Origin of the sequence: Pseudomonas palmensis (assembly GCF_049942755.1) — a bacterium.
In the GTDB taxonomy this organism is placed as follows: Bacteria; Pseudomonadota; Gammaproteobacteria; order Pseudomonadales; family Pseudomonadaceae; genus Aquipseudomonas; species Aquipseudomonas palmensis.
In genome coordinates, this window is sequence record NZ_CP187958.1 from 2,367,726 (window position 1) to 2,382,172 (window position 14,447).

A 14,447-nucleotide genomic window follows, 5' to 3' on the forward strand; every position below is an offset into this window, starting at 1 on the left:
GGTCAGAACGTTGGTTGCAGATCAGGGGCTGCGCGCTTGAGCTGGGCAAGGAACACGTCCTTGATTCGCTGCAGCTCGGCTTCGCTGTCGGCCTCGAAGCGCAGTACCAGCACCGGCGTGGTGTTGGAGGCGCGAACCAGGCCCCAGCCGTTGGGGTAGTCGACCCGTACACCATCGATGGTGGTCAGGTTGGCGTCTTGGCCCCAGTCGGCGTCGCGTTGCAGTGCCTCAATGATGCTGAATTTACCCTCGTCCGTCACATCAATGTTGATTTCAGGGGTACAAATATCGTTCGGGAACGCCGCGAACAGCGTTTCGGCATCGCTATCGGCCTTGCTCAGGATCTCCAGCAGGCGCGCGGCGCTGTAGATGCCGTCGTCGAAACCGTACCAGCGCTCCTTGATGAAGATATGCCCGCTCATCTCGCCGGCCAGCAGGGCGCCAGTCTGCTTCATCTTCTTCTTGATCAACGAATGACCTGTCTTCCACATCAGCGCGCGGCCGCCGTACTGTTCGATCAGCGGGGTCAGGCGGCGGGTGCATTTGACGTCGAAGATGATCTCGGCGCCCGGGTTGCGCGCCAGCACGTCCTGGGCGAACAGCATCAGCAGGCGATCGGGGTAGACGATGTTGCCGGTGTTGGTCACTACGCCGACACGGTCGCCGTCACCGTCGAAGGCCAGGCCCAGGTCGGCGCCGCTTTCCTTGACCTTGGCGATCAGGTCCACCAGGTTTTCCGGCTTGCCCGGGTCGGGGTGGTGGTTGGGGAAGTTGCCGTCGACCTCGCAGAACAGCGGGATCATCTCGCAGCCCAGCGCCTCGATCAACTGCGGGGCGATCACCCCGGCGGCGCCGTTGCCGCAGTCCACCACCACCTTGAGCTTCTTCGCCAGCTTGATGTCGCCGGTGATCTGGGTGAAGTAGCGGTCCAGGATCTCGACCTTCTCGACGCTGCCTTCGCCGCGGGTGAGGTCGTTGGTCTGCAGGCGGATCAGGAGGGCCTGGATCTGCTCATTGGCCAGGGTGTCGCCGGCGATGACGATCTTGAAGCCGTTGTAGTTCGGCGGGTTGTGGCTGCCGGTGAGCATCACCCCGGACTTGCCGGCCAGCACGTTGGCGGCGTAGTACAGGGCTGGCGTGGGTACCAGGCCGACGTCGCTGACCTTGCACCCGGCCTCGACCAGGCCCTTGATCAGTTGCTCGACCAGCATCGGGCCGGACAGGCGACCGTCGCGGCCAACCGATACATGCGGCTCGCCCTGGGCCAGGCTCTGTGCACCGATGGCGCGGCCGATCCAGTAGGCGGTTTCGGCGGTGAGGCCTTCGCCGACCACACCTCGGATATCGTAGGCGCGGAAGATGCTGGCGGGGAGGTTCGGGGTCATGCGTTCCATGTTGCTCACCTGGGGAAACTCCAATTGGAAGGGGCTATGTTGGGTCGACGGTCGGCATGCGCTGCAGGCACCCGGCGCGCCGCGCGGCTAAAGATGTCCGGCTTTGACGGCATTTTCGACATAGAGTTCTTGAGCCGGGCGATTCATCCGTCGATCACCTCTGAAAGATCGACCCGGGCTGAAAGTGCAGGCTCCATGCATCGTTGAAGGTCCCTATCGGGGTTATTGCCGGGCTATCACTTTCGCCTGCGCTGGCCAGTACGGCCTGAGGGTCGTCGAACACGCCTTGCACGAGGCTGGCCTTGCCGATTTCCGGCATGTCTATTTTCAGAGCAGCACTTACACGTTGCAGCTCGAAAGTCATGAGCAGCACAGCCTGCACCGGGCCTGTCGCACTGCCTCGAATGGGCGTGACACTGTGGATATGCAGTTGCCCGTTGGTCGGGTGGGCCTCCAGGTTCGGTGGTACCCCGCGTTCGGCTCGCCCGATCATGTCCAGCAATGGCGGGCTGAGTGAGCGGTCGTGGAGGCTCTCGCGCCTGGCCTGGCCGGGCGTGAGCAACCGACTGCTGACCAACCCTTCGAGGTAGCTGAAGTCGTCCAGCACCTGGCGCGCCTGGCGGGCGTCAGCCGCCTTGGCGGCGGCAAGCAGGGCCGGATGGCGGGCCACGGTGTCGACCTCGGACACCAGACGGGCGATCTGCTGGTCGAGCGCAATGACCAGCCCGAAGGCCGGAAAATACGTCTGCAGGTTACGTTGCTCGCGTTGCAGAGGGATTACCAGCGTCAGCCACACCGCGAGCCCGGCGACGAGCATGCCGGCCAGGCCCCAATACAGGCCTGGCAGCAGGGCTCGCGCGTTGTTCAATGGCTGCCCGAATGGCCGAAGCCGCCAGCGCCACGCTGGGTTTCGTCGAAGGTTTCGACGATGTCGAAGTGCGCCTGTACCACCGGTACCAGCACCAGTTGCGCAATGCGCTCGCCGATGGCGATGGTGAAAGGGGTCTGGCCGCGGTTCCAGCACGACACCATCAGCTCGCCCTGGTAGTCCGAATCGATCAGGCCGACCAGATTGCCCAGCACGATGCCGTGCTTGTGGCCCAGGCCCGAGCGCGGAAGGATCAGCGCGGCCAGGCCCGGGTCGCCGACGTAGATCGACAGGCCGGTAGGGATCAGTATGGTCTGGCCCGGCTCCAGGACGGTCTCTTCCTTGAGCATGGCGCGCAGGTCGAGGCCGGCAGAACCGGGGGTGGCGTATTGCGGCAGCGGGAATTCGCTGCCAAGGCGCGGATCGAGAATCTTGGCTTGTAAGGCGTGCATGCAGAGTTAAACCTGGTTGAGACGTTCGGCGATGAAGGCTACCAGCTGACGGGCGATCTTGCCCTTGCTGGTCTGTGCAAAGAGTGTTGCTTGAAGTTGGCGATCGATCACGCTGCAGGCGTTCTCCTCGCTGTTGAAGCCGATGCTGGGGTTGGCCACGTCATTGGCGACGATCAGGTCGAGGTTCTTGTCCTTGAGCTTGCGCGCGGCGTAATCGAGCAGGTGTTCGGTCTCGGCGGCAAAGCCGACGCTGAACGGGCGGTCGGGGCGGGTGGCGATGGTGGCCAGAATGTCCGGGTTGCGCACCATCTGCAGCAGCAGGCCGTCACCTGTCGTAGGGTCTTTCTTGAGCTTTTGCGGGGCGACGACTTCGGGGCGGTAGTCCGCAACCGCAGCCGATGCGATGAACACATCGCACGGGATCGCCGCTTCGCACGCGGCGAGCATGTCCCGCGCGCTCACCACGTCGATACGGGTCACCCGGTCGGGTGTGGGCAGGTGCACCGGCCCTGTCACCAGGGTTACCCGAGCACCGGCTTCCACCGCCGCTTCGGCCAGGGCAAAGCCCATCTTCCCCGAGCTATGATTGGTGATGTAGCGCACCGGGTCGATGTTTTCCTGGGTCGGGCCTGCGGTAATCAGCACGTGCTTGCCGGTCAGCGACTGGCGCTTGAAGGTTTCGGCGGCGCACCAGGCCAGGTCGGTGGCTTCGAGCATGCGGCCAAGGCCCACGTCGCCACAGGCCTGGCTGCCGGAGGCCGGGCCGAACACCTGGATATCGCGGCTTTGCAGCAGCTGCAGGTTGGCCTGGGTGGCCGGGTCGCGCCACATGGCCTGGTTCATGGCCGGTGCCAGCGCCACGGTGGCGTCGGTAGCCAGTACCAGGGTGGTCAGCAGATCGTTGGCAACGCCTTGCGCCAGGCGCGCGATCAGGTCGGCGGTGGCAGGTGCGATCAGCACCAGGTCGGCCCACTTGGCCAGTTCGATATGGCCCATCGCCGCTTCGGCGGCAGGGTCGAGCAGGTCCATGTGCACGGGGTGCCCGGACAGGGCCTGCATGGTCAGCGGGGTGATGAATTCGGCCCCGCCGTGGGTCATGACGACGCGCACTTGCGCGCCGTGCTCCAGGAGTCGGCGAACCAGCTCGGCGCTCTTGTAGGCAGCAATGCCGCCGCCGACGCCAAGAACGATGCGTTTCCGATACAGCCGCTGCATAGGCTTGCCTTTCTTTGATCAGTGTTTGCACGCGGCGACGACGCCTCCCCAGGCCGAATCGTCGCGTAAAAAGAGGGGGCTACGATAGCACAGGGCTGAAATGGGGAGCAGCCACACACAGACAGAGGGACAGCTATGGGTATCAGGGATTGGCCGTCGGCGGAACGCCCGCGGGAGAAGTTGCTGGAGCGAGGGGCCGCGAGCCTGTCGGACGCCGAGTTGCTGGCGGTGTTCCTGCGCACCGGTGTGGCAGGCAAGAGCGCGGTGGACCTGGCGCGCCACCTGTTGCAGCAGTTTGGCGGCTTGCGGCAACTGCTGGAGGCCGATCAGCCGACGTTTCAGCGCGAGCTGGGGCTGGGCCCGGCGAAGTATGCGCAACTGCAGGCGGTGATGGAGATTGGGCGCCGGCACTTGGCCGAAACCATCATCCGCGACCCGGCGTTGCAGAGCCCGGGGGCGGTCCGGCGTTACCTGAAATCGATGCTGCGTCATGAAGAAAGCGAGGTGTTCGGCTGCCTGTACCTGGACAACAAGCACCGTCCTCTAGGGTTCGAGGCGTTGTTCCGCGGGTCCATCAGCAGTGCCAACGTCTACCCTCGGGAAGTCATCAAGCGTGCGTTGGCCAGAAATGCCGCAGCATTGATCCTTTGCCACAATCATCCGTCAGGTGTTTCCGAGCCAAGCCAGGCAGATATCAATCTGACCCTGCGCTTGCAGAAAGCCCTGGGCCTGATCGAGGTGCGGGTGCTGGATCACATCATCATCGGCGATGGGGAGCCATTGTCGATGGTGGAGCGGGGCTTGTTCGCTGCCTGACGCTGCTGTGCGTGGGCGGTACTAGTCGATCAGCTTTGTTGCAACAAACGACGCAGCCAGCCCGACAACCGAAGCCAGCAGCAGGTAGTGACGCACCACAAGCTCGGTTCTGATCGTGGCTGGAAAGGACTCCACGTCTGCGGCCTGCAGCGATCCTGTTCTGATGAAGAGCTTCGCATGAGCCAGAAGCGCAGCGATGCATACGGTAAACACGATTCTGCCAAACACCGTGTTGTACATCACCGGGCGCTGTCGATTCACCACCGCCTTGCAGTTGGCAAGGTACCGGGATGCACTGGTCATGTAGCGCATGCCAGCCTGTGCGTACTGGGTGGCGACCCACCCCAGGCCGGCGATGCAAGGCAGTTGCAGTGCAAGGGGCAGCCAATAGGGTGAATACCCGCCGAGCCCGAACTCCGTCGGCTCGCCCTGGTGCTGAACGGCTTTGAGCACCTGCAGGGCAAGGGCCAGCAGCACCAGAACGGCCAGCATTGCCAGCCTGAGGTGGTGGCTAAGAACCAGCAGCGTTCTGAGGTTGCCGGGGAAGCGCTTGATGTCCTCTGCGCTCAGGCCCCCGAACTCGACCGGGCAATCGGGGTAGGCCAACAGGCCGGCAATGTCGCCCACTGCCCTGAATCGCTGGCGCAGGCCCAGGTTGAGGCTGTACCGATGAGCGTCAACCAGCGGCGAGTTGTGAAGGTGCTCGAGTGCTTCGGCCAATCGCTGGGTGGCAATGTAGAGAAGCAGTGCGCCGAAGACCACCGGGCCGAGTATCAGTGCCACGGTGAGGCCGGCGATAGCCGCTTCGGTCCAGTATTCAATATCCAATGCGGCTATCCGTACGGTGCGGTTCGCTGGGCAACCATCGTAAGTCGATGGCGAGAGTCACCTGGCGGCTGAACACGCGCTGCAGGCTGCTGCAGTGTCCTTCGGGCTACCAGAGGACGCTGTCAGAAGCCTGCAGGCGCGAGTCGTTCAGCGTGCGGTCTTCACCGTGGCAAAGTCCTGCCGGCCGAACGGGCTGACCGTGTAGCCCTCCACATCCTTGCGCATCAGCACCGCTGCCGTGGGGTGCGCCAGTGGCAGCCACAGCGCCTGCTGCTGGATCAGCCCCTGGGCCTGCTGGTACAGGCGGCTGCGCACGCTCTGGTCGTTGGTGGTCTTGCCGGCACTGATCAACTGGTCCAGGCGCTTGTCGCAGTACCGCGCGAAGTTGGTCCCCGACTCGACTGCCGGGCAGGCAAACTGCGGGCTGAGGAAGTTGTCGGGGTCGCCGTTGTCGCCGGCCCAGCCCATGAACAGCAAATCGTGCTCACCGGCCTTGGCACGGCGGATCAGCTCGCCCCATTCGATCACGCGAATCTCGGCCTTGATGCCGACCTTCGCCAGGTCTGCCTGCAGCAGTTGTGCCCCCAGGCTCGGGTTGGGGTTGAGCAGGCTTCCCGAAGGGCGCGTCCAGATTGTGGTGCTGAAGCCGTCCGGCAACCCGGCCTTGACCAGCAGCGCCTTGGCTTTGGTCGCGTCGGTCGGGTAACCCGGCAAGTCCTTGGCGTAGCTCCAGGTGTTGGGCGGCAGGGGGCCTTCAGCGGCGACTGCGGTGCCTTCGAACACGGCCTTGAGGTAGCTGGTCTTGTCGAACGCCAGGTTGATCGCCTGCCGTACCTCGACCTTGTCCAGCGGCGGGTGCTGGCTGTTGATCGCGACGAACGCGGTCATGAACGCCTCGGTCTTCTCGACCTTCAGGTTTGCGTCTTCGGCGGCTGCCGCAACGTCCAGCGGCTTGGGCGACAGGGCGATCTGGCACTCGTTGCGCCGCAGTTTCTGCAGGCGCACGTTGGCGTCGGGGGTGATCGCGAAAATCAGCGGGTCGACGCTCGGCTTGCCGGCAAAATAGTCGGCATTGGCGCGGTAGCGGATCACCGCGTCCTTCTGGAAACGCTGGAACACGAACGGGCCGGTGCCGATCGGCTGGCTGTTGAGCTTCTCCGGGGTGCCGGCCTTGAGCAACTGGTCGGCGTATTCGGCCGAATAGATCGAGGCGAAGCCCATGCTCAGGGTGGCGAGGAAGGTTGCGTCCGGATGGTCGAGGGTAAAGCGCACGCTCAGCGGATCGGGTGCCTCCACCTGCTTGATCAGGCTGGGCAGCTGCAACGACTGGGCATGCGGGTAGCCGCTCTGGGTGATCTTGTGCCAGGAGTGGGCGGGGTAGAGCATGCGCTGGAAGCTGAACAGCACGTCGTCGGCGTTCAGCACGCGGCTGGGCTTGAAGTACGGCGTACTGTGAAACTTTACCCCCGGGCGCAGCTTGAAGTCGTAGACCAGGCCGTCGGCCGATACCGTCCAGCTTTCGGCCAGGCTCGGCACCACCTTGCCGCTGGTGGCGTCGAATTCCACCAGCCGGTTCATGAGCACATCGGCAGAAGCATTGGTGGTGGTCAGCGCGTTATACTGCACCACGTCAAAGCCTTCGGGGCTGGCCTCGGTACATACGCTCAAGGCGCCTGCCTGGGCCAGTGCGGGGCTTAGCAGCGCTGCGAGCAACAGGGGTAAAGCGGCACGACGCATGGTGACTCCTTGGCTGATCAATGGCCCATCTGCCCGTGCAGTCTGGAAAACTCCTACCCTAGTGCGCAAGGCCGTAAATGGCCAACTCCTTTTTCAAGGAATATTGCGACGAGCGGTTTTGTCGCTGGAAGCCCTGCATCCGGGCGGCCTGGGTTGATTCATGCATCGTGCGATCACATCAAATGTTGTTGTACCCCGGCCTTTCTGGTATAAAGCAGCGCTCTTTTCTAGGGGCTCGGTTTGTCGCATCTGCAGATCTTGCCGATAAGACCCTGAAGAAACACGGCGCCTGGCGCCAAAGACTGAGAGATTAAGCGGCCAACCCATGCCGGGTTGGGCATGTGGTTTTAGAGGGCTGAGGCATGTCGAGAGTCTGTCAAGTTACCGGTAAGGGTCCGGTAACCGGGAATAACATTTCCCACGCGAATAACAAAACCCGTCGTCGTTTCCTGCCGAACCTGCAGCATCACCGCTTCTGGGTCGAGTCGGAGAAGCGTTTCGTGCGTCTGCGCGTTTCTGCCAAAGGCATGCGTATCATCGACAAGCGCGGCATCGATGCCGTTCTGGTCGAAATTCGCCGTAACGGCGCCAAGGTCTAAGGGAGAAAATCATGCGTGAATTGATCCGTCTGGTGTCGACCGCTAATACCGGCCACTTCTACACCACCGACAAGAACAAGCGCACCACTCCGGACAAAATCGAAATCAAAAAATTCGATCCGGTTGTTCGCAAGCACGTGATCTACAAGGAAGCCAAGATCAAGTAATTGATCCCGGCTTACGAAAAAAGGCCCGCATCTCACGATGCGGGCCTTTTTTTATGGCGATTTTCTGTTCAGCCGAAATGGAAACCGCTGATCAGGCCCGCCTCGTTGCCGCTGATGTTCACGCGTTGCGGGTCCATTTCGCGGGTCGACATCTCGCCGATGCCGACCACGCGCTGGCGCCCGGTCAGTTCGCTGATGTAGGCCTTCACGGTCGGCACGTAGCGGGTGCCGACCAGGCGGCCGATGCAGGTGAGCACTTCGTCGTTGCTCAGCTGCAACGCTTCGATGGGGCAGACGACCGGTTGATCCTTTTGCATGGTGAGGCTCCTTGAGTTCAGGTGGGTCCGGATAAGGACCTCGCCATGCTCGCGCTAGGGAGGGCTGGCGCGGCGGTATCTATCTATGGCCTATGCCTTGGGCTCGAACATCACGTAGATCTTGCGGCAGGTCTCCAGCACCTCCCAGGTGCCCTTGAAGCCGGCCGGGATCACGAAGCGGTCACCGGTGCGCAGGGTCTTGGCGTTGCCTTCTTCGTCGCGCAACACCGATACGCCGTGCACGATCTCGCAGTATTCGTGTTCAGTGTAATTGACGGTCCATTGCCCGGGCGCTCCCTCCCACACGCCAGCGGCGAATTGCCCGCAAGGGCTGGCGTAATGGTTGTAGACCGCCTGCTCCGGGTCGCCCTTGAGCACTTTTTCGGCAGCCGGGCGGTAGCGCTCGGCCTCGGTCAGTACCTGTGCGAAGTCGACAATCTGCTGGATATTCATGTTTGGGTCCCCGGATTGTTAAATAAAGTGCACATCACTAGGCATTTGGCCATGTATTGTCAAATATATTGATAATTCAGGTGCCAGAGTTTAGGGTGTCGAGTGCCGTAGAGCGACAATCGCTCCGGCCGTATTCTGACAGCGCCCTGGCCCCTCGTGCGGCGCTGCATTTCAACAACAGGAGGAGTTTCGTATGACCACCCTGACTCGTGCGGACTGGGAACAGCGTGCCCAGCAACTCAAGATCGAAGGCCGTGCTTTCATCAATGGTGAATACACCGCCGCCGTTTCCAACGCCACGTTCGAGTGCCTGAGCCCGGTTGACGGACGCCTTCTGGCGCAGGTCGCCAGCTGCGACGAGGCCGACGCCCAGCGCGCCGTGGAAAACGCCCGCGCCACCTTCGAGTCCGGCGTGTGGTCACGCCTGGCCCCGGCCAAGCGCAAGGCTACCCTGATCCGTTTCGCCGCGCTGCTCAAGCAGAACGTCGAGGAGCTGGCCCTGCTCGAAACCCTCGACATGGGCAAGCCGATCAACGACTCGCTGAACATCGACGTGCCGGGCGCTGCCCAGGCACTGAGCTGGAACGGCGAAGCCATCGACAAGATCTACGACGAAGTCGCGGCCACCCCGCACGACCAGCTAGGCCTGGTAACCCGCGAGCCTGTGGGTGTGGTGGCGGCCATCGTGCCGTGGAACTTCCCCCTGCTGATGGCCAGCTGGAAACTCGGCCCGGCGCTGGCCACCGGTAACTCGGTGGTGCTCAAGCCGTCCGAGAAGTCCCCGCTGACCGCCATCCGCATCGCCCAGCTGGCCATCGAGGCCGGTATCCCGGCCGGCGTGCTGAACGTGCTGCCTGGCTACGGCCACACCGTCGGCAAGGCCCTGGCCCTGCACATGGACGTCGATACCCTGGTGTTCACCGGCTCGACCAAGATCGCCAAGCAGCTGATGATCTACGCCGGCGAATCGAACATGAAGCGCGTGTGGCTGGAAGCCGGCGGCAAGAGCCCGAACATCGTGTTCGCCGATGCCCCGGACCTGAACGCCGCTGCCGCCGCCGCGGCCAGTGCCATCGCCTTCAACCAGGGCGAAGTGTGCACCGCAGGTTCGCGTCTGCTGGTCGAGCGCTCGATCAAGGACAAGTTCCTGCCGCTGGTACTGGAGGCCCTCAAGGCTTGGAAGCCTGGCAACCCGCTGGACCCGGCCACCACCGTTGGTGCCCTGGTCGACACCCAGCAGATGAACACCGTGCTGTCCTACATCGAGGCTGGCCACACCGATGGCGCCAAGCTGCTGGTGGGCGGCAAGCGCATCCTCGAAGAAACCGGCGGCACCTATGTCGAACCGACCATCTTCGACGGCGTGAGCAACGCCATGCGCATCGCCAAGGAAGAGATCTTCGGCCCGGTACTGTCGGTGATCACCTTCGACAGCGTCGAAGAAGCCATCCAGATCGCCAACGACACCCCTTACGGCCTGGCCGCAGGTGTATGGACCGCCGACATCAGCAAGGCGCACAAGACCGCCAAGGCCCTGCGTGCCGGCAGCGTGTGGGTCAACCAGTACGACGGTGGCGACATGACTGCGCCGTTCGGTGGCTTCAAGCAGTCGGGCAACGGCCGTGACAAGTCGCTGCACGCACTGGACAAGTACACCGAGCTCAAGGCCACCTGGATCAAGCTGTAAGGCCATGGGCGCGGCCTGGTGCCGCGCCCCGAGCGATCCGCGCCACAGCCGGGCCCTGCGTTAGCGCAGGCCCGGCTGTGTTGCTTGTGGCGATCCATCATTCTGCGAGGAAGTACACATGCGTTGGGCTACCTACTTCGCCGTGCTGTCGTCGGTTCTGAGCGTCGGCCTTGCCCTGGGCGTGAGCATGCCGTTGGTATCGCTGCGTCTGGAGAGCTGGGGCTATGGCAGCTTTGCCATTGGCGTGATGGCGGCGATGCCGGCAATTGGCGTGCTGGTTGGCGCCAGCCTGTCCAGCCGCCTGGCGGCGTATTTCGGCACCGCCACGCTGATGCGCCTGTGCCTGCTGGCCGGTGCGTTGTCCATCGGCCTGCTGGCGCTGCTGCCCAGCTATCCGGTGTGGCTGGCGTTGCGCCTGCTGATCGGGGTGATCCTGACCATCGTGTTCATCCTTGGCGAAAGCTGGATCAACCAGCTGGTGGTCGAGCAATGGCGGGGCCGCCTGGTGGCGCTGTATGGCAGCAGCTATGCCCTCAGCCAGCTGGCCGGGCCGCTGCTGCTGGGCGTGCTGGGTTCGGAGGATGACCTGGGCTTCTGGATCGGGGCCGGGTTGCTGGTGGTGGCACCGCTGGTGCTGATCGGTCGCAGCGGGGCGCCCAGCGCTGAAGCCTGTGGTGTGGGCCTGCGTGACCTGGTGGGCTTCTGCCGGCGCTTACCGGTAATCGCCTGGGCCATTGCGCTGTTCGCCGCGTTCGAGGCGATGATCCTCACCCTGTTGCCGGTGTACTGCCTGCAGCAGGGCTTCACCACCGAGCTGGCGCTGTTCATGGTCAGTACCGTGGTGGTGGGCGATGCGGTACTGCAACTGCCGATCGGGGCGCTGGCCGACTACATGTCTCGCCGTACGCTGTTCACCGGCTGCGCCATGACCCTGCTGGTGTCGAGCCTGGCCATTCCGGTGCTGATGCACACGCCGGCGATCTGGCCATTGTGGGTGCTGTTCGGCGCCAGTGCCGGTGGCCTGTTCACCCTGTCGCTGATCCTGATCGGCGAACGCTATCGCGATGATGCGCTGGTGCGCGCCAACGCCCACGTGGCGCAGCTGTGGGGCATCGGCTGCCTGATCGGGCCATTGGCTGCAGGGGCCGGCAGCCAGTGGGTGAGCGGGCATGCGTTGCCGCTGCTGATGGCGGCGGGCGCGTTCGGGCTGGTGCTGTTGGCGATGCGGCCGAATGCCTTCGAGCCTGCCACGGCCTAGGGCCGCTTTGTACCGGTTGAATCCCCTCGAGGAGCGCTATTCTCAGGGGATTTCACCTTTCGTCGCTTTCACCCAGCTGCGCAACTTCTTGCGCACCAAAATGTGGATAAACCTGTGCATACATTGCTGCAGGTCATAATAAACGTGGCCTGCAGCCAACTGCGCAACTTCTTGCACAGTACTGCGCAAGAAGTTGCGCACTTTTTCGAACATCATCCGCCACGTGCACCCCGACGGTAGCCAGGACCGCTACAGCTTTGATGAGCGCAGCAACCTGCTGCAGCACATCCGTCCCGACCACAGCACGCTGCATTACGCCTACGACGACCATGACCAGCTGATAAAGATCCGCGATGCCGAGGGTGGCCTTTGGCTGCGCGACTACGACGAGCGCGGCAACCTGGTAGAGACGGTCGACCCGCTGGGCAACAAGACCGAATTTGCCTACACCCCAAGCGGCCTGGTAAGTGCGATCAAGGACGCCAACGGCAACCAGAAGTCGCTGGCCTACAACGACGCCGGGCAACTACTCGAGTACACCGATTGCTCAGGTAAGGCCAGTGCGTGGGCCTACAACGACTTCGGCCAGCTGGTGCAGTTCGCCGACGCAGCGGGCAACAAGACCGCCTATGAGTACAAGGCCGGGCAACTGTCCAGGGTCACCCACCCCGACAACACCGAAGAGCGCTTCGAGCGTGATGCCGAAGGCCGTCTGCTGGCGTACCTCGACGCGCTCGACCGCTGCACCACCTGGACCTATTCCGGCGCCGGGCTTCTGGCCGAGCGCGTCGACGCCAACGAGCACACCCTGCGCTACCGCTGGGACAAACTGGGCCGCCTGATCGGCCTGGAAAACGAAAACACCAGCCAGGCGAGCTTCGTGTACGACCCGGTCGGTCGCCTGTTGCAGGAGACCGGCTTCGATGGCCTGACCACCCGTTATCAATACGACCCGTACAGCGGTCGCCTGGCCTCGACCCAGGTCGGCCAGCGCCGCATCGACCTGCGTTTCGACCCCATGGGTCGGCTGGCCGAGCGTACCGCCAGGCTGGGCGATCAGTCCCAGACCGAGCGCTTTGCCTATGACGGCAACGGCAGGCTGATCCAGGCGATCAACGCGGCAAGCCAGCTGCAGTGGTTCCATGACGAGGCGGGCAATCTGACCCGCGAGCATCAGCATTACCTGGGGTTACAGCAGCCGATGGTGGCGGTGTGGACGCACAAGTACGACGTGCTCAACCAGCGCATCGCGACCGTGCGCCCCGATGGCCACACGGTCAGTTGGCTGACCTACGGCAGCGGCCACCTGCTGGGCATGAAGCTCGACCAGCACGACATGCTCAGCTACGAGCGCGATGACCTGCACCGTGAGGTGGCGCGCCATCAGGGCAACAAGCTGATGCAGACCCAGGCCTGGGACCCGGCCGGACGGCTGCAGGAGCAACTGCTAGGCAGCCACGACGGCAAGTCCACGTTGCTCAAGCGTCAGTACCAGTACGATGGCGCCGGGCAACTTACCGACATTCACGACAGCCGACGTGGTCAGTTGGCCTACCAGTACGACCCTGTCGGTCGCCTGTTGCAGGCTAGCAGTCGCCTGGGGGTGGAGACATTCGCCTTCGACCCGGCGGGTAACCTGCTGGACGAGAGGACGCAGCAGCTCAACCGCCCGCTGGACTTGGCCCCGAAACGCAACAGGTTGATGGACAACCTGCTGCGCGAATACGCCGGTACGCACTACAGCTATGACGAGCGTGGCAACCTGGCCGAACGGCTGCACAACGGCGTGCGTGCGCAGTTCACCTGGGACCTGTTCGACCGGCTGCAGAGCTACAGCGACGACAAGCTCAAGGTCGAGTACAGCTATGACGCCCTCGGCCGGCGACTGCACAAACACTCGGTTGCGCATTACTCGAACAAGCCGCAGGCCGGCACGGGCTGGAATCAACTTGAACGGGCCAAGCGCCAGCGTGAGCTGGACTGTGGCTTCACGCTGTTTGGCTGGGACGGCGACACACTGGCGTGGGAAAGCTCCCCGCCGCGTGATGAAGGCGATACGGGCCGCACGGTGCATTACCTGTATGAGCCGGGCAGCTTTGTGCCGGTGGCCCAGGCCCTGCGCAGGGGGCCGGTGCGGCTGCACAAGCAGCCGGACTGGAGCCAGCGCAGTTACGACTTCGACCAGGACCCGCTGTGGCACACGCACATGCAGCCGCAGGCGTTTGACGCGCTTGCGTGGTACCAGTGCGATCACCTGGGCACGCCAATGGAACTGACTGACCACCATGGGGCGGTGGCGTGGGCGGGGCAGTACAAGGCGTGGGGGGAGGTGCGTGAGGAGCGGTCGGGCTGGGCAAGGCAGATTGGGCTGAGCAATCCGCTACGGTTTCAGGGTCAGTATCACGACCGGGAGACTGGGCTGCATTACAACCGGTATCGGTACTATGATCCGGGGGTTGGGCGGTTTATTGGGCAGGACCCGATCGGGTTTTCAGGCGGTTTGAACGTATATCAATACGCACCCAGCCCAATACATTGGGTTGATCCACTTGGCTTGACGAAAAAATGTAATTTATGCACTGATCAAGAAAATAAAAAAGAAAAACTACAGTGTGATGAAATATACGATGATTACAATCAGGCAATGAATGATGCC

12 protein-coding genes and 2 pseudogenes are annotated in these 14,447 nt (G+C 63.1%); 6 read left to right on the top strand and 8 right to left on the bottom strand.

Going from position 1 to position 14,447, the window contains the following annotated elements; genetic code table 11:
* Positions 1-2: 2 nt before the first annotated feature.
* The 4 genes and pseudogenes from ACPRTJ_RS10855 to coaBC all read right to left on the bottom strand — a co-directional run.
* A pseudogene (locus ACPRTJ_RS10855) lies at positions 3-1,379 on the bottom strand (phosphomannomutase/phosphoglucomutase); the annotation flags it as partial.
* Between the two features lie 169 nt (positions 1,380-1,548).
* Positions 1,549-2,262, bottom strand: coding sequence for a hypothetical protein (locus ACPRTJ_RS10860; protein WP_058541940.1), 714 nt, complete (start codon positions 2,260-2,262; stop codon positions 1,549-1,551).
* Positions 2,259-2,714: a dUTP diphosphatase gene (gene dut, locus ACPRTJ_RS10865; RefSeq protein ID WP_043859857.1), complete on the bottom strand. Its 456-nt coding sequence runs from the start codon at positions 2,712-2,714 to the stop codon at positions 2,259-2,261. Before dut ends, ACPRTJ_RS10860 begins: the two co-directional genes overlap by 4 nt.
* Positions 2,715-2,720: 6 nt before the next feature.
* Positions 2,721-3,929: a bifunctional phosphopantothenoylcysteine decarboxylase/phosphopantothenate--cysteine ligase CoaBC gene (coaBC, locus tag ACPRTJ_RS10870; RefSeq protein WP_058541939.1), complete on the bottom strand. Its 1,209-nt coding sequence runs from the start codon at positions 3,927-3,929 to the stop codon at positions 2,721-2,723.
* A 135-nt stretch (positions 3,930-4,064) separates the two neighbouring features.
* Between coaBC and radC the strand changes: the two genes are divergently transcribed.
* On the top strand, positions 4,065-4,745 hold the full coding sequence (gene radC / locus ACPRTJ_RS10875; protein ID WP_058541938.1) for a RadC family protein: 681 nt from the start codon (positions 4,065-4,067) through the stop codon (positions 4,743-4,745).
* 21 nt (positions 4,746-4,766) lie between these two features.
* Here radC and ACPRTJ_RS10880 read toward each other — a convergent pair whose 3' ends face one another.
* Entirely contained in the window at positions 4,767-5,573 is an 807-nt protein-coding gene (locus ACPRTJ_RS10880) for a hypothetical protein (protein WP_058541937.1), read from the bottom strand.
* A gap of 147 nt (positions 5,574-5,720) precedes the next feature.
* Positions 5,721-7,310, bottom strand: coding sequence for an ABC transporter substrate-binding protein (locus ACPRTJ_RS10885; protein WP_054916672.1), 1,590 nt, complete (start codon positions 7,308-7,310; stop codon positions 5,721-5,723).
* Between the two features lie 362 nt (positions 7,311-7,672).
* On the opposite strand from ACPRTJ_RS10885, the gene rpmB reads away from it, so the two are divergent.
* Both rpmB and rpmG read left to right on the top strand, forming a co-directional pair.
* Positions 7,673-7,909 (top strand): 50S ribosomal protein L28, encoded by a 237-nt coding sequence (gene rpmB / locus ACPRTJ_RS10890; RefSeq protein ID WP_043859852.1) that lies wholly within the window; start codon positions 7,673-7,675, stop codon positions 7,907-7,909.
* Positions 7,910-7,920: 11 nt separating this feature from the next.
* A complete protein-coding gene (gene rpmG / locus ACPRTJ_RS10895) occupies positions 7,921-8,076 on the top strand; it encodes a 50S ribosomal protein L33 (protein ID WP_010225867.1) in 156 nt (51 codons plus the stop codon).
* Positions 8,077-8,144: 68 nt separating this feature from the next.
* Here the strand turns inward: rpmG and ACPRTJ_RS10900 are convergent, their stop codons facing one another.
* Both ACPRTJ_RS10900 and ACPRTJ_RS10905 read right to left on the bottom strand, forming a co-directional pair.
* Complete coding sequence (locus ACPRTJ_RS10900) at positions 8,145-8,393, bottom strand: hypothetical protein (protein ID WP_370409248.1); 249 nt, start codon at positions 8,391-8,393, stop codon at positions 8,145-8,147.
* A gap of 90 nt (positions 8,394-8,483) precedes the next feature.
* A complete protein-coding gene (locus ACPRTJ_RS10905) occupies positions 8,484-8,846 on the bottom strand; it encodes a cupin domain-containing protein (protein WP_043859851.1) in 363 nt (120 codons plus the stop codon).
* Between the two features lie 193 nt (positions 8,847-9,039).
* On the opposite strand from ACPRTJ_RS10905, the gene ACPRTJ_RS10910 reads away from it, so the two are divergent.
* The 3 genes and pseudogenes from ACPRTJ_RS10910 to ACPRTJ_RS10920 all read left to right on the top strand — a co-directional run.
* Positions 9,040-10,533 (top strand): aldehyde dehydrogenase, encoded by a 1,494-nt coding sequence (locus tag ACPRTJ_RS10910; protein ID WP_043859850.1) that lies wholly within the window; start codon positions 9,040-9,042, stop codon positions 10,531-10,533.
* 118 nt (positions 10,534-10,651) lie between these two features.
* Positions 10,652-11,791, top strand: a complete 1,140-nt coding sequence (locus ACPRTJ_RS10915; protein ID WP_043859849.1) for an MFS transporter — start codon at positions 10,652-10,654, stop codon at positions 11,789-11,791.
* A 208-nt stretch (positions 11,792-11,999) separates the two neighbouring features.
* Positions 12,000-14,357: pseudogene (locus tag ACPRTJ_RS10920) on the top strand (RHS repeat-associated core domain-containing protein); the annotation flags it as partial.
* Positions 14,358-14,447 lie beyond the last annotated feature (90 nt).

Bases quoted from the DNA above. Each gene is read 5' to 3' on its own strand.
- rpmB (WP_043859852.1), top strand. From the start codon at position 7,673: ATGTCGAGAGTCTGTCAAGTTACCGGTAAGGGTCCGGTAACCGGGAAT.
- ACPRTJ_RS10910 (WP_043859850.1), top strand. From the start codon at position 9,040: ATGACCACCCTGACTCGTGCGGACTGGGAACAGCGTGCCCAGCAACTC.
- ACPRTJ_RS10900 (WP_370409248.1), bottom strand. From the start codon at position 8,393: ATGCAAAAGGATCAACCGGTCGTCTGCCCCATCGAAGCGTTGCAGCTG.
- coaBC (WP_058541939.1), bottom strand. From the start codon at position 3,929: ATGCAGCGGCTGTATCGGAAACGCATCGTTCTTGGCGTCGGCGGCGGC.
- rpmG (WP_010225867.1), top strand. From the start codon at position 7,921: ATGCGTGAATTGATCCGTCTGGTGTCGACCGCTAATACCGGCCACTTC.
- ACPRTJ_RS10905 (WP_043859851.1), bottom strand. From the start codon at position 8,846: ATGAATATCCAGCAGATTGTCGACTTCGCACAGGTACTGACCGAGGCC.
- radC (WP_058541938.1), top strand. From the start codon at position 4,065: ATGGGTATCAGGGATTGGCCGTCGGCGGAACGCCCGCGGGAGAAGTTG.
- dut (WP_043859857.1), bottom strand. From the start codon at position 2,714: ATGCACGCCTTACAAGCCAAGATTCTCGATCCGCGCCTTGGCAGCGAA.
- ACPRTJ_RS10915 (WP_043859849.1), top strand. From the start codon at position 10,652: ATGCGTTGGGCTACCTACTTCGCCGTGCTGTCGTCGGTTCTGAGCGTC.
- ACPRTJ_RS10885 (WP_054916672.1), bottom strand. From the start codon at position 7,310: ATGCGTCGTGCCGCTTTACCCCTGTTGCTCGCAGCGCTGCTAAGCCCC.